General features: G+C 62.0%; 13 protein-coding genes. 3 read left to right on the top strand and 10 right to left on the bottom strand.

Translation table 11 applies throughout. The annotated features are described in order from the left end of the window. The first annotated feature begins 33 nt into the window (after positions 1–33). Entirely contained in the window at positions 34–1,812 is a 1,779-nt protein-coding gene (locus ACN0RC_RS01630) for an ABC transporter ATP-binding protein (protein WP_417508307.1), read from the top strand. 76 nt (positions 1,813–1,888) lie between these two features. Here ACN0RC_RS01630 and ACN0RC_RS01625 read toward each other — a convergent pair whose 3' ends face one another. The 7 genes from ACN0RC_RS01625 to ACN0RC_RS01595 form a co-directional block, all read right to left on the bottom strand. Further along, complete coding sequence (locus ACN0RC_RS01625) at positions 1,889–2,929, bottom strand: glycosyltransferase (protein WP_417508306.1); 1,041 nt, start codon at positions 2,927–2,929, stop codon at positions 1,889–1,891. A gap of 195 nt (positions 2,930–3,124) precedes the next feature. Then, the gene (locus ACN0RC_RS01620; protein ID WP_417508305.1) at positions 3,125–4,303 is read right to left on the bottom strand and encodes a glycosyltransferase; all 1,179 of its coding nucleotides are present in this window, start codon (positions 4,301–4,303) and stop codon (positions 3,125–3,127) included. A 91-nt stretch (positions 4,304–4,394) separates the two neighbouring features. After that, positions 4,395–5,552: a glycosyltransferase gene (locus tag ACN0RC_RS01615; RefSeq protein ID WP_417508304.1), complete on the bottom strand. Its 1,158-nt coding sequence runs from the start codon at positions 5,550–5,552 to the stop codon at positions 4,395–4,397. Next, positions 5,549–6,751 (bottom strand): glycosyltransferase family 4 protein, encoded by a 1,203-nt coding sequence (locus tag ACN0RC_RS01610; RefSeq protein WP_417508303.1) that lies wholly within the window; start codon positions 6,749–6,751, stop codon positions 5,549–5,551. The genes ACN0RC_RS01615 and ACN0RC_RS01610 overlap by 4 nt, the downstream gene beginning before the upstream one ends. A gap of 272 nt (positions 6,752–7,023) precedes the next feature. Next, positions 7,024–8,019 carry a Gfo/Idh/MocA family oxidoreductase gene (locus tag ACN0RC_RS01605; RefSeq protein WP_417508599.1) on the bottom strand — a complete coding sequence of 332 codons (996 nt, stop codon included), beginning with the start codon at positions 8,017–8,019 and terminating at the stop codon, positions 7,024–7,026. Continuing rightward, complete coding sequence (locus ACN0RC_RS01600; protein WP_417508302.1) at positions 8,016–9,113, bottom strand: DegT/DnrJ/EryC1/StrS family aminotransferase; 1,098 nt, start codon at positions 9,111–9,113, stop codon at positions 8,016–8,018. Before ACN0RC_RS01600 ends, ACN0RC_RS01605 begins: the two co-directional genes overlap by 4 nt. After that, positions 9,110–9,703, bottom strand: a complete 594-nt coding sequence (locus ACN0RC_RS01595) for an acyltransferase (protein ID WP_417508301.1) — start codon at positions 9,701–9,703, stop codon at positions 9,110–9,112. The genes ACN0RC_RS01600 and ACN0RC_RS01595 overlap by 4 nt, the downstream gene beginning before the upstream one ends. Positions 9,704–9,855: 152 nt before the next feature. Here ACN0RC_RS01595 and ACN0RC_RS01590 point away from each other — a divergent pair, with 152 nt between their 5' ends. Both ACN0RC_RS01590 and ACN0RC_RS01585 read left to right on the top strand, forming a co-directional pair. Continuing rightward, the gene (locus ACN0RC_RS01590; RefSeq protein ID WP_417508300.1) at positions 9,856–10,551 is read left to right on the top strand and encodes a glycosyltransferase family 2 protein; all 696 of its coding nucleotides are present in this window, start codon (positions 9,856–9,858) and stop codon (positions 10,549–10,551) included. A 2-nt stretch (positions 10,552–10,553) separates the two neighbouring features. Beyond that, positions 10,554–10,922, top strand: coding sequence for a DUF2304 domain-containing protein (locus ACN0RC_RS01585; RefSeq protein WP_417508299.1), 369 nt, complete (start codon positions 10,554–10,556; stop codon positions 10,920–10,922). Between the two features lie 12 nt (positions 10,923–10,934). On the opposite strand, the gene ACN0RC_RS01580 is transcribed toward ACN0RC_RS01585, so the two are convergent. From ACN0RC_RS01580 to ACN0RC_RS01570, 3 genes are read right to left on the bottom strand one after another with little or no spacing between them, the layout of a single operon-like run. Then, positions 10,935–12,848: a DUF6541 family protein gene (locus ACN0RC_RS01580; RefSeq protein WP_417508298.1), complete on the bottom strand. Its 1,914-nt coding sequence runs from the start codon at positions 12,846–12,848 to the stop codon at positions 10,935–10,937. After that, positions 12,845–13,585 carry an ABC transporter ATP-binding protein gene (locus tag ACN0RC_RS01575; protein WP_417508297.1) on the bottom strand — a complete coding sequence of 247 codons (741 nt, stop codon included), beginning with the start codon at positions 13,583–13,585 and terminating at the stop codon, positions 12,845–12,847. The genes ACN0RC_RS01580 and ACN0RC_RS01575 overlap by 4 nt, the downstream gene beginning before the upstream one ends. Beyond that, on the bottom strand, positions 13,582–14,505 hold the full coding sequence (locus ACN0RC_RS01570; RefSeq protein WP_417508296.1) for an ABC transporter permease: 924 nt from the start codon (positions 14,503–14,505) through the stop codon (positions 13,582–13,584). The genes ACN0RC_RS01575 and ACN0RC_RS01570 overlap by 4 nt, the downstream gene beginning before the upstream one ends. Positions 14,506–14,571: the final 66 nt, after the last annotated feature.

The following is a 14,571-nucleotide window of genomic DNA, read 5'->3' as shown; positions in this document are numbered from 1 at the left end:
CCCAGGGCCAGCAAAGAATGGAATCCCCGCTCCATGCGTGAAGTCTGGAATCTCTACAACGAGGTGCTGCGAGCCATCTCATCCCCCGCACGCCGGTTCCTCAACTGGTATTCGGTGACGCTCGCGGTTCTCTCGATCGTCGATGCGGCGGCACTCGGCATGCTCGCGCTGCTCATCGCGCCGATGTCGATCGGTGACGCAGCAACGCTGCCCCTCATCGGAGAACTCGACCAAACCGGCCTGCTGATCGCCATCGCGGTGCTGTGCACGCTCATCGTGATGAAGGGAATCGCCGCAGTCGGTGTGACCTTCTGGGCGACGAGGCAGGGGGCGAAATACGAACTCGAGATTGGGTCTCGGCTCTTCCGCGCCTATATCCGCGCACCCTGGGAGCTGCGCCTGTCACGCAACTCCTCAGATATCGTGCGATTCACCGACAGCAGCGTCTCTGTACTGATCCCGGGTTTCCTCCTTCCCGGAGCGACTCTCCTGTCAGAGGGTCTGAGCCTCGTCTCAATCCTGATCGTGGTCGCAGTGGCTCAGCCCATGACGGCAGTCACGACGGTTCTGTACCTCGGTCTCATCGCAGCTGTGCTCTACTTCTGGATTGCTCGCGAATCCAGACGAGCGGGAGAAGTAAATCTGCGGTTCTCCCTCCTCACCTCTCGTCTGATTCTGAGCATGGTCGCCTCGATGAAGGAAATCACTCTTCGCGGCAAGATGGACGAGGTCGCCACGACTGTCGACGAAGCGCGTGAACGGGCGACAAGGGCCCGCGCCAACATCAACTTCCTCGGTCAGGTGCCCCGCTACGCACTCGAATCCGGCATCATCGGAGGGTTCGTCCTGGTCGGTGTAGTGGGCTTCTGGCTCGGCGGCATCGCTACAGCCTTCGTCTCGGTCGCGCTGTTCGCCGTCGCGGGATTCCGAATGGCGCCGGCCGTTGTCCGAGCCCAGTCGGTGCTCTCCCAGTTGACCGCGAACTCCCCACACGCCCGCGGTGTGCTCGATGAGATTTATGCGAGCGAGTCTGCCAGCACCGACATCGAAGTCCGTGACCAGAAGCAGCTGGCTCACGAGCCGCAGAAGCTTGTGCTCGACGATGTCGTGTATCACTACCCGACGAGCGAGGCGCCAGCCCTCGACGGGGTCAGCCTCGAGATCACCATGGGGACCACTGTCGCGTTCGTGGGCCCATCAGGGTCGGGAAAGTCCACCATCATCGACGCGATTCTCGGTCTTCTGCAGCCGCGGTCCGGTGTGATCTCCCTTGACGGTCAGCCCATCCCCGAGATCTCGCACGCGTGGCGCAGTCGTCTCGGGTACGTGCCGCAAGATGTGTCGATCTTCGACGGCACCGTCGCGGAGAACGTTGCGCTGAGCTGGTCAGGTGCGTACGACGAAGACAAGGTTATGGAGGCTCTGCGCAAGGCGACCCTCCTCGACACCGTTGAATCTCGGCCCGGCGGTATCAATGCACGCGTCGGTGAGCGCGGACTCGCGCTCTCCGGTGGCCAGCGCCAGCGACTCGGGATCGCTCGAGCGCTCTACCCCGAGCCTTATATTCTCGTCATGGATGAGGCGACGAGCGCGCTCGACGCGAAGACCGAAGCGGCAGTCAGCCAGGCGGTGAATCAGCTCAAGGGCAATACAACCCTGATTCTGGTCGCGCACCGACTGTCGACCATCATGCAAGCCGATGTGATCTTCTACATGCGCGATGGACGCATTGTAGATCGCGGTACCTTCACTGAACTCATCAAGCGAGTCCCCGACTTCGCGCAGCAGGCAGAACTATCGGGTCTTACGTGACGCGCTAGGCGATAGCGGAAAGAGGCCTGCGGATCCATCGATCCGCAGGCCTCTTTCCGCCATCCACTGGTAGTTTCTACTTCTTGCGCTTGCGCTTGCGCGAACGCTTAGCCGTGATCGCCTCACGGTATGCGTCGATCAGATCCTGCGCCTGTGCGTCCCACCCGGGGATACCGCCCCAGTTCTTCTTGAACTCATCAACATCAGCGCGTGTGATCCGCTCTAGCGCGCCCGCAAGCTGCTCCTCAGGAGAATCGAGGATCCATGTCTTGCTCGCGTTGGGGCCGATCAAACGACGAGCCTCGAAAAGTCCGGAGGAGAGCGGTGGGATTCCTGCCGAGAGAGCCTCCATGAGCTTGTTCGGCGTGGAAAGCTCATCCGATAGGCTCGCATACTCGATCAGGCAAAGGCCGACATCCGCACCGCGCGCATGTGCCACGACAGAGTCCGGGTCCACAGGCGGGTGCCAGTGAATGTTGGGGCTCGTACGGCCGGCCTCTACGACTGCCTTGCGCATGTGTCCGTCACCCAAGAAGATCACGTGTGCCTCAGGATGCGCAGCAAACTCGCGCAGCATCAGTGGGACGTTTCGACCGTCGGTGATGAAGCCAATGTGGATATAGATCAAAGCGTCATCCGGTATTCCGAACTTGCTGCGCAGATCGACGAAATTGCCATCATCTATGGGCGTGTTCGTCAGCACGGTCGGTCGGCGAAGACCGGGATATGTGTCGACGTACCAATCTGCAATCGAGTCGTTCACAACGGAGACGACGTCGGTGTGCTTGATGTAACGACGCTCGATGAACTTGGCGATCTTCTGTTTAAGCCCAGAGAAGCCGAGAACCTCAGTCTCCAGCTCGTGCGCATTGTACGCGAAGATCGCGCCCGTGCGGCGACTCAGGTGAAACGCGAGAGGCAGAACGAGGGCTCGTTGGGCGGACACAGCAGTGACGTTCTGCTTGCGGTATCGGCGCATCACGCGCCCCGGCCACAGGAGTTGGCCGAGTGTCCAGCCCGCCGGACCGTTGAAAGTCGTGTCTTTGACACGTACGAGCTCTACGCCTGGGGAGAGGTGCTCGTGCTCTGGAAGCTGTGAGACTCCTGTCTTGCCCACGGCCTGAGTCTCCAGAAAGTCACCGGTACTCTGGAGACTCTTCGCGATCTTGCCTACGCGGCTAGCGCCCTGGAGATCGCCGGGGTAGATAATCAGGTTCAACCCTTTGTCTGCTGCTTGTTGCTGCATGACGGTTTCGTTCACCTCATTGCGATTGGATGCTCCGGTTCGAGTTCGACCCGGTAGCTATCAATTCTAACGGCCCGAAGCAAGCGCCCCTGAGCCTGCGGCTCTGTCAGCGAGAGCCCGTCCGTACGCCTCGAGCAGGGCGACTGCCTGCTCGTCCCAGCTCGGAATGCCCTTCCAGGCTTCCCGGAAGGCTGCGATCTCTGCGGGACCGATCCGCTCGAGTGCGCCTATGAGCTGCTCCGCCGGTGCATCCAGTACCCAGACCTGCGCAAGTTCGGGACCGAGCAGACGGCGCGCCTCCACGAGGTTGGACGACAACGGTGGAACCCCCGCCGCGAGAGCTTCCATCAGCTTGTTCGGAGTGGAGAGCTCATCTGAGAGACTCACATACTCGATCAGGCACAGTCCCACGTCAGCGCCACGCACGACGGATACGACCTCGTCCGGCGCGACGACCGGAACCAGATGGATGTTCGATGCCGATGCGGCTGCTGCTTCGACCTGCGGTCGCAAGTAGCCATCACCGAGGAACGCAATGTGAACATTCGGTGTCGCGGTGAACGCATCGAGCAGCAGTGGGATGCTCCGTCCCCCCATCAGGAACCCGACGTGGATATAGAGCAGTTCCCCGTCAGGTATCGCGAGCTGCGCACGAAGGTCGATGGTCTTCCCGTCATCGACCGGTGTGTTGGTGAGAACCACCGGCGCGACCCCCGGGTAATGCTGCCGGTACCAGTCCGCGATCGAGTCGTTCACGACCGAAAGTACGTCGACTCTGTGGATGTAGCGCCGTTCGATCAGCTTGGCGATTCTCTGTTTCAGGCCGCGAGCGCCTATACTCTCGGTCTCAAGCTCATGTGCGTTGTACGCGAAGACCGCACCCGTTCTTCTGCTGAGGTGGTATACCAGTGGAAGCACGTAGACGTTCTGCGCTGCAACCGCCGCAAGGTGCTGCTTCCGATACCTGCGATAAACGCGAAGCGGCCACAAGGCCATGATGCGGACACCGCCGAGGAAGCCGCGCAGGCTCGCCCCGCGAGTCCTCTCGATCCGCACGCCTCGGTCGATCTGCTGAGCCTCATCGATGCCATCGCTTCGGATGCCGACGATGACCGTCTCATCGAATGCACCGGTGGCCTGCAGACTCCGAGCGATCTTGCCGAGCCTGCCGGAACCGAGGAGAGACGAAGGGTAGATCAGAAGGTTCGAGCCCTTCCCGCCACGATCCGTTTCATCTGTGAGCATACGTGTATCACCTGATATCTGAGTGGTCGGAGGCTGCGGAGCCCCCTCGATTCTATACAGTGGAGCATCTTCTCCCCAGCGAAGAGCGCCGTCAGAGCGGCATCAACCAGTCGCCTAGGACCGCACCACTGCGCCGGCCATCATGATGTCTTTGCACGAAGCCGGGTCCCCTCGACGCCAATTCGAGATAGCGCTGCGGATCGGTGCGGATTGCGCTGAGCACCTCACGCAGCGTCTCCGGTGTGGCTTCGATAATCGGCAGCGGTTCTCCGGTGAGCTCCCGCGTGCGTTCACGCACTCGCTCAGAGACATGGGACACGACGATGCGGCCAGCTGCCATCGCTTCACAGGCCGCCACTCCATAATTACCGACACGGAACTGATCGATGACGACATCCGCAGAACCATATGCCGCTGGCATCTCGGCGTGCGGGACCGCTGTCAGGGTGCGGTAATCGACCCCGCCTTCCGAGGCGAGATCGCGCAGCAGCGGGTCGACGAGTTCAGTCCCCTTCACCATTGAGCTTGACGGAATGTGCACGATCCGGAGAGGCACCCTCTCATCTTGTAACGGGGGTCGCTCTGTCGCCCATCTCGAAACATCGACGACGACGGGGAGCCACGTCCCCCCTGGCACCTCGTCGAGCAGGTCGGGGGTCGACACGAAAACCGGGATCTGAAGTTCTGCGATGAGTTCGCGATTACGATCAGTCAGTTCACGGAATGCATGGGCGAATGTCTCATCCGCGGCGAAGTGAGAATGCGGCTCCACCCGCATATGCGGATCAGGCGCACGAATATCGCTACCGTGGAAGAGCAGTCCTACCGCGACCCCTGCTTCCTGGAGTGCCCGCACCTGAGCCACTGGATCCCCTCCGCTCAAACGCGCGAATATCGCATCCCCTGATTCGACGAGGGCCCCGCGATACGCGCTCACCGCTTCGAACTGCCTTCGCTGCCAGCGTCTGCTGTGTGCCGCGTAGTGACTGAAGACGGGTTGATCTACGGAGAACGCAAAACTCGCATCCTGATGTTCGCCGCCGAACCGCGCACTTACGGCACGCATCCCGGGACGAGCGGACTCGAACGCACGTGCCCACGCCCAGCCCTGCCCCGCGCTGTTCGACGTGCCGATGAACAGTCCCTGGTCGCGCAAATCAGGGGCGACCGGCGGGAACTCCACCCCGCGCACGCGCAGTTTGAGCACCTCTATCGTCGCACCGAGCGATGCGCGCAACCGAGCGATCATCGCTCGTCCCGCTTCGCTGTTCCGGAGACAACGGACTCGACAGTTTGCACCGCGCGGATGGCAACCGCATCAAGTGAGACGTGAGTCGCCGCCCAATTCGCCACAGCCTGTCGTCTGCCAGGATCGAATGCTGCCCCTGCGGTTTCGATCATCGCCGTTGCCACCGACGAGGCATCCGCCGGCACCGCTTCACCGAGTGCTCGTCCGTCGACTTCTGTGCGCACGAAGTCGACGGCAGGACCGATTCCTGCGTAGATCAACGGAGCCCCGCACGCTGCGCCACTGTAGAGCTTCGTGGGAAAGGCAAAATCATATCCGGACCCCGGGCGCACACTCGCGAGCGCTGCGCATGCACGGCGCAGTTCCGGACCAAGTTCCGATGGCGGTCTGACATCTTCGAACGACACGGCTTCGGTGACCCCGAGCTCAGCCGCACGCGAACGAAGCGCCTCTCGCTCCGATCCTCCGCCGATATACAGGATGCGCGCCTCGGGGTGAGCCCGCAGCACCTCGGGCAATGCGTCGATGAACACTTCTGCACCGTGCCACTCCGATGCCGTCCCCGCGTACACGAATGTCGCTGCCGGCTCGGGCGATTCGCTCAAGAATGTGCCGCGTCCGAATGCCGTGACATCGATGCCATTGCCGATCGTTGTCGCTCGCGATGACATGTCGAGCTGCTTGAGACGCCGGGTCACTCCTTCTGAAACGGAGAGCACGGCGCTCGCGCCCCGCAGCGCGAACTTCTCCAAACCTCGCACAAGGCGGATTATCCATCGGGGGGATCCGGTCTGAGCCGCCGCATCAGACCAGATGTCCGCGGCGTAGTAGACGTACGGCACCCGCCGCAGCGCGGCGGCGATCCGCACGAAGAAGGCTGTCGTGGGCGGTGGCTCTACGACGATGGCGTCGTAGCGAGGGCCGAACAGAATGCGAGCGAAGAGCGGGACGTCAAAACTCAGATACTGCACGTACCCGCGGACATACCCCGTGCGGTCACGGAGCACCGGAAACCGCTTCACACGATACGGGCGCTGCGCATCATGGGAGCGCACAGCAAGTCGTCGCGGAGGCTTCACGGTCAAGACTGTCGTGTCATGCTCGCTCGTGACAAGCGCAGAAGCGAGCGCCTGCAACCGGAATGATGCTGCACTGGGTTCCGGCTCGAAGATACGACTGGCGATCGCAACGCGCGTCATACGCGTTGCGTCCGGCCAGCGGCTCAGTTCTTCACTCCTTGCGCCTTGCGCTGGCCCAGGGGATGTTGTGAGAGTCCGCTGTGGGACTGAACCATCTCGCGCACTTCCTGCTCTGCCGGATCGACATATGAATTCTCCATCTTACCGGGTGCACCATGAAGCGCGCTTTGCGTACGAACCACAAGGAGAGCTGTTGCGGTGCCGGGCTCTCATGTCCAGGAAGGTCTCGCGCGGCACTCAGGCTTCGAGGCCGCGACCGCCTACGACCTGAGTCAGATCGCGTCGATGCTGATCACGTTCGAGGTACGAGCCGACTCCAGGGCGGCCTCGACCACCGTAAGAGTTCGCAGCCCCTGCTTCATCGTGACCAGATCGGACTCCTTGCCGAGCACCGCGTCACGGAATGCCTCGTGCTCCACGCGCAGCGGTTCACGCTTGGTGAATGCGTAACGGGTGACATCCCCCTCGGACACTCCTCTGAATGACGAGACCGAGTCCCATTCGACAGGAATCGTTCCGTTCGCGTAGAATGTGAGGTCGCCAGTCGCAGTGTCAGCAACGAACGCCCCTTTCTCGCCTGTCACGACGGTCACGCGCTCTTTCATAGGGCTGAGCCAGTTGACAATATTATTGACGATCACACCTGACGAGGTCCGTCCTGTGATGGTGATCATGTCCTCGTACTCACGACCGCTCTTGAATGCCGTCTGTGCGAAAACGTGCTCATAGTCGCTCTGTACGACCCATGCCGAGAGGTCTACGTCGTGTGATGCGAGGTCCTTGGCCACTCCGACGTCGGCGATTCGCGACGGGAAAGGGCCCTGGCGGCGTGTAGCGACCTGGTACACGGCGCCGAGCTCGCCAGCCTCGATGCGACGCCGCAACTGCTGCAGCGCAGGGTTGAAGCGTTCAATGTGCCCTACGGCGCCGACGAGGCCAGCCCCGTCGAAAGCCTCGACCATGCGCTGTCCGGCCTCGACGCTGTGCGCGATGGGCTTCTCGACAAGAGTGTGCACGCCTGCCGCGGCAAGCTTCATCGCCGCATCCTCGTGGAAACGCGTCGGGACCGCGACGACCGCGACATCGATTCCCACGTCGATCAGAGCATCGATGTCAGGAAGAATCTTCAAGTCTCCTGCGACCCCGTGGGGGTCGCCCCCCGGGTCAGCGATCGCCACGAGCTCCACGTCGTCGATCTCCCGAAACACGCGTGCATGATGACGGCCCATCATGCCCACACCGAGGAGCCCTGCCCGCAACGCCATCAGGCACCCGCCCCAGAGACAGTGTTCACGGCGACGACGATGCGCTCGAGATCGCTTTGGCTGAGCGAAGGATGGACCGGAAGCGAGACGACCTCACGGGCCGCACGCTCAGTCTCAGGAAGATCCACTCCGGGAGCAAAAGGCGCGAGAGAGGGGAGTCGGTGGTTGGGGATCGGGTAATAGATCCCCGCGCCGACATTGTGCTCGCTCTTCAGCGCCGCGACGAAGCCATCACGGTCCTGCGGAACTCGAATCGTGTACTGGTGATACACATGCACCGCGCCTTCGAGGACGGGAGGCACGACAACGCCCCTCAGGTTCGCATCGAAGAACGCCGCGTTGGCCTGGCGGGCTTTCGTCCACGCATCGACCTTGCCCAGCTGGACGCGACCGATAGCAGCATGGATATCGGTCATACGCGCGTTGAAGCCGATGATCTCGTTCTCGTACTGCTTCTCCATACCCTGGTTGCGCAGCAGCTTGACTCGACGGGCGATCTCGTCGGTGGCAGTCGTCACCATGCCTCCCTCGCCGCTTGTCATGTTCTTCGTCGGATACAGACTGAACATTGCGAACTCGCCGAACGATCCCACGGGGCGTCCGTCCAACGAAGCACCGTGCGCTTGGGCCGCATCCTCATACAAGTCGACACCGTGCTCGGCCGCGATCGCTTCGAGCTCGCGCATCCGGGCAGGGTGCCCGTACAAATGCACCGGCATGATTCCCTTTGTCCTCGGGGTGATCGCGGCAGCGACCGCGACCGGATCGAGAGAGAAGGTCTCCGGCTCGATGTCGACGAAGACCGGCGTGCCCCCGGTCAACGCGACCGAGTTGCCGGTGGCAGCGAAAGTGAACGACGGCACGATGACCTCGTCCCCCGCTCTGACCCCGGCTGCGAGCAGACCGAGGTGGAGCCCAGCTGTCCCAGAGTTCACTGCGACAGAAGGGCGGCCGGGTACGAAGTGCGCGGAAAACTCGTTCTCGAAAGCGGCGACCTCGGGGCCCTGCGCCACCATGCCGGTGCGCAGCACCCGGTCGACAGCTTCACGCTCTTCGTCGCCGATGATGGGCTTTGCGGGGGAAATGAATTCGCTCACACGATCTCCTTGGTCAACGTTCCGTCAGTTTCTAGGTAGTGTGCACCGGTCTCCGGGCACACCCAGGTGTTCTCAGAATCTCCGGCGAAGAGAGGCGCACCGGCCTCCCCGACCCAGCCGATGCGACGCGCGGGAACTCCCGCGACAAGGGCATAGGCAGGCACGTCCTTCACAACGACTGCTCCGGCGGCGACGGTAGCCCATTCGCCGATCGTCACTGGCGCCACGCACGTCGCGCGGGCACCGATCGCCGCACCACGCTCGACGACGACGCCGACAGGCACCCAGTCGTGAGCGCTCTTGAGCGAGCCATCCGCGTTGATCGCACGCGGGTAGGTGTCGTTGGTGAGCACGACAGCCGGTCCGATGAACACGCCATCTCCCAACCGTGCCGGCTCATAGACCAGTGCGTAGTTCTGCACCTTGCAGTTGTCACCCATGACGACGCCGGAACCGATATACGCACCACGCCCCACGATGCAGTTTTCACCCAGCTGAGCGCCTTCACGCACCTGCGCGAGGTGCCAGACCGAGGATCCGCCGCCGATGGTCGATTCTGGAGAGACGTCGGCGGACTCAACGATCCGCACGTCAGGAGACTGTGGCACTTCGCACGCTTTCTGCGCTGTCGACACACGACAGTCGCACGTCACAGTCTATCGCCCGAACGCTTCCTCCCCCATGAATCCCCCGATGCCAAGCGCCGCACGTCCTCGACGCGCATGCCTGGCAGAATAGGAGTATGAGCGAAAACACAAACGATCCGGCACCGGATGCCGCTGCGTGGATTGTGATCCCGCTCTACAACGAAGCGACGGTGGTCGGCGACGTGATTGCGAGCCTCCTACCCCACTTCCCGCACATCGTCTGCGTCGATGATGGTTCCTCTGACGGGTCAGCAGAGGTCGCTGCCGCCGCTGGCGCCCATCTTGTACAGCATCCGATCAACCTCGGCCAAGGGGCCGCACTGCAGACAGGCATCGAGTATGCACTGGCACACTCGGCCTGCGAATACATCGTGACGTTCGACGCAGACGGCCAGCATCGGATCGAAGATGCCCTCGAAATGCTCGCAGTTGCGCGCGATGACGATGTCGCTGTCGTCTTCGGATCCCGGTTCCTCGACAACCGGACCAACCCCGGATGGGTGAAGAAGGTCGTCTTAAAGACTGCCATCTGGGTGACTAACCTCACCACGGGAATGAAGCTCACAGACGCGCATAACGGTCTGCGCGTTATTCGACGCGATGCGGCTGAGCTGATCGACCTCAAGCAGGACCGAATGGCGCACGCCACCGAGATCGTGCTCGAGTTGGGCAGGACAGGGCTTCCCTGGACCGAGCACCCGGTCGAGCTGCTGTACACCGACTATTCCAAGGGCAAGGGGCAGAGCGTGCTCAATTCGGTCAACATTCTCGTCGATCTGGTGGTGCGTTGATCATGTGGATCCAACTGCTTCTCATCGCAGCCATCGTCACGCTCGGCATCGTCGTGATGCGCAAGACCGGCGCGGACAGTCATCTTGCGCTCCGTCGAATCTTCATGATGCTGTTCGTGCTCGCGGCGATCCTCTCCGTGCTGTTCCCCCAGTGGTTGACTTGGGTCGCAACGCTCATCGGAGTCGGTCGTGGCACAGACCTGCTGCTGTACGCGCTCGTGGTCATCTTCCTGGTCTTCGTCTACACGCAGTATCGGCGCAACACCGTTCTTCAGCGCCAGCTCACGCTCCTCGCACGCAAGATCGCCCTCGTGGAAGCTCAGCAGGTAGAGTCCACCGAACAGCAGAACGACAACAGCGCGGGACGTTGAACTCTCGTCGATTCAGCGGCACCCGGTGATCTCGTAGAGCACCGCATCCCCGATGCGGTCGACTTCAGTGAGAATCGAGGACCGCTCTAGATCGTGGAGCCCATCGTAGGTCGTGTAGTGGTTCTCGAAGAGCACTGTGTCGCCGAAGTCGAGCGCATGGGTCACGCCCAGTCGCGCTGCAGCATCGCACACCTCACCGCTTCCGAGGACAAGATAACTCGCGAGGGTCGCGGCATCGGGCCCGTACGAACCGGTCACGTGCGGGAAGACCACATCGCGTCCGGTGTACGCATACAGAAGCCCCGCCCCGGTCAGCGGATCCCCGATCACAAGACTGCCTTCAGGGAGTTCGCTGCTGATCTCCTCGAACAGCGCGACCTCGTCGGGCGAGAGCCCTTGAGAAGTTTCGCTGAACTGGAAGCTGACGGAGCGCATGAACCGGATATCGTTGCGCAACGCCGAGAGATGACTCACCGCAGCGACGGCCACGATCGCGATGATGGCAACCACCCGACGGCGATTCCCCGCACGCCACCATCCTGCGAGCCAGTCGAGAACGACCGACGCACCGAGACCCGCGAGAGGAAGGCCCCAGATCGCGATCAATGCACCGACTCGTGTGGTGTCGTCGTACCAGATCCCGACGAAGAAGCTGCGCACTGAGAGAATCGGGAACCATGCAGAGATCAGGAACAGCACCACGCTGGCGGCATAGGACCCGAGTATCCACCAGGTGCGATCCTTCACCAGCCGCCAGATGCCGATCGCTGCGAGCGGTCCGAGCAGAAGACCGGCAGAACGACCCACTGGGCTGAGGAACGCGACCTCGCCGAACGATTGTGCCATCGTCTGAGACGGAAGCCACTCGTTCGTCGTGACGTTGGCCATGCGCCACACCGCGACAAGCGCGAACAGGCCTCCGAGCACGCACAGTACCAGGAGAACCCGTGTTAGCACACCTGCTCTGCGGCTCCGCGTCCACGCCAACCAGAGCAAGTATGGCACCAACAGTGCGAGCGCGCCGAGCAGGGCGGAAGGGTGCGCGAGCGCCGTTGCACCCGCTGCGGCCAGCATCGTGAGAACACGCAGCGCACGCTCCGGCCTTGACAGGGCGCGGGTGAACGCAAGCAAGACTGTAGCGATGAGAATCGGGACGAGCACCGTGCCGAGCAGATTCGGGTAGAGCACTCCCCAGTTGAGGAAGCCCAGCGGGAACACACTGAAACCGAAGCTCACCAGCGGCGCCCAGATCGCCGCCCCCTGCCGTGCGGGAAGCGCAACCGCGGCCAGAGCTGCCAGAGCGACAGGCCATATCAGCGCGATCACCGCAATGGTCACGATGTTCGTGGCCACAACGATACTGCCAGAGACCGGCGCCACAAGGCTGACGAATGCGTGCCATAGAGTCGGATAGAACGAGGTTGCCTCGTGCGGCACGACCATGGTCATGTGCAGCGGAGACGCATCACCGGTCTTGGCGATGAATTCCACAGCGTTGATGTGGAAGAGACCATCGTAGAGTTGCGAGGGATTATTCGGATTGCCGATCCCTATCGCAACAATGGCCATCCAGCCGAGGGTCGCGACCAGCACTGTGATCCACTCCCCGCGCCAGCGGCGGCCGGGATGAAGCAGCTGCGTGCTGCCGCTGACCGGCGGACGGTTCCGACCGAGCAGCCACAGCGCGGCGGCCAGGGCCCAGACCACGACGGCGACGACCAGAACGGGAATCAGACCCCAAGACAGACCGACGAGAGGAGCCAGGGACGTGGCCGCGCCGATCACCGCGAGCGACACGGCGATGGCCAGGGCGAGTCGAACAACACCGCTCACACCGCGCAGGCATAGCGCAACCGGCGCACCGGGCACGACCAGGAGCGCGAGTGCGAGCAGTAGCGCTGGCACTTGTTCGATCCAGGTGATCACGCGTCCACCAGAGCGATCGCGCCTTCGATCTCTCCGTCGTACACGACCTCGCCCTTGCTGATCACGACACCGCGCGAGCAGAGCCCCCGGACCATTTCCATGTCGTGGCTGACGACGACGAGCGTCTTCCCGCCAGCGATGAGTTCTTCGAACTTCAACCGGCACTTCTCACGGAATGGCGCATCGCCCACCGAGAGGATCTCGTCAACGAGGAGTACGTCGAGTTCTACATGGATTGCGACGGAGAAGGCCAGTCGCATGAACATCCCAGACGAGTAATGCTTGACTTCCTGGTCGATGAACTGCTCGATCTCGCTGAAGGCGACGATCTCGTCGTAGCGTGCCTCGATCTCGTGCTTCTTCATGCCGAGAATGGCGGCGTTCAGGAACACGTTCTCACGCCCGGAAAGTTCTGGGTGGAACCCCGCTCCGACTTCGATCAGTCCTGCGACACGCCCCCGAGTGAGCACCTCGCCTTCATCCGGCTCCATGACACCCGAGACAAGCTTCAGCAGAGTCGACTTGCCGGAACCGTTGAGCCCGAGGATCGCCACCGACTCGCCCTCGCCGATGACAAGATCGATCCCCTTGAGCGCTTCGAACTCACTGGTGAGTTCGCGGCGCTTGATCCACGATACGACGGTGTCTTTGAGCGAGAAGGCATGATTCAGCGTGAATTTCTTGCGCACCGCGTTGACGATGACACTGGGTGCCGGCCCGGCTTGCTGAGTGGTCATAGATCCTGAGCGAACCTTCCTTCTAGACGTCGGAAGACGAGCTGGCCGATGAGAAGCGTCACCACGGCGATCAGGAAGGTCGACAACGTGTTCCAAGCAAGGTTCGGCGGCAGCTCGACCAGAGGCTGAGCAGCAGTGGTCATCCCCTCGGTCGCAGGACGCCAGAAGGCGTAGTGTAACAGCTCGACTCCCTGAGTGATCGGGTTCAGAAGATACAGGTCAAGCACCCAGGACGGCCATTGCAACCGATCGAAGACAGCGGTCTGCACCATCGTCCAGGAGTACAGCACCGGGGATGCCCAGGTAGCGAGCAGGAGCAGCAGCTCCACGATGTTCTCCGCGTCACGGTAACGAACATTGAGCGCACCGAAGAAGAGCCCCAGTCCCAGCGCGAAGACCATGATGATAATCATGCCCGCGACGATGGCGAGCAGGGACAGCAGTGAGACGTGCGCGAACCACCCCAGCAGGATGCAGACCACCAGCAGGAGCCCCAGTTGCGGGAGGAAATGGATAAGGGCGACGATCACCGCGGAAACCGCGAACAGCTGGCGCGGCAGAAATACCTTGCGCACGAGCGGCGCATTGCCGACGATCGACGTCGTCGCGTTCTTGAACGCTTCCGAGAAGAGATTTATTACGATGATGCCTGAGAACAGATACACGGCGTAGTTCGGAATTCCGCGATCCAGCTGCATGAACACACCGAGCACGACCCAAAAAACGAGGAACTGTGCGGCAGGACGGACGTAGGACCAGGTCCAGCCGAGAACCGAGTTCCGGTAGCGTGTCGTCACGCCGGTGCGTACCAAGAGGTGCAGCAGGTAGCGCCAGCGCACGACATCGATCAGCCCACGGCTCTTGCCGGGTGTTTCGAATGCCGAGCGAGGAACGATCGCAAAGGGATCAAGCAACGTCACGGAGAGTCCTGCCTGGGTAAGGGTCAGACTCACATCCTATCGGGTCAGCTTGGTGCCATTCCTGGA

This window comes from Microbacterium sp. (assembly GCF_048259935.1).
Classification (GTDB): domain Bacteria; phylum Actinomycetota; class Actinomycetes; order Actinomycetales; family Microbacteriaceae; genus Microbacterium.
The sequence above is the reverse complement of the archived record's forward strand: the minus strand, read 5'-3'. Positions and strand labels throughout refer to the sequence as shown.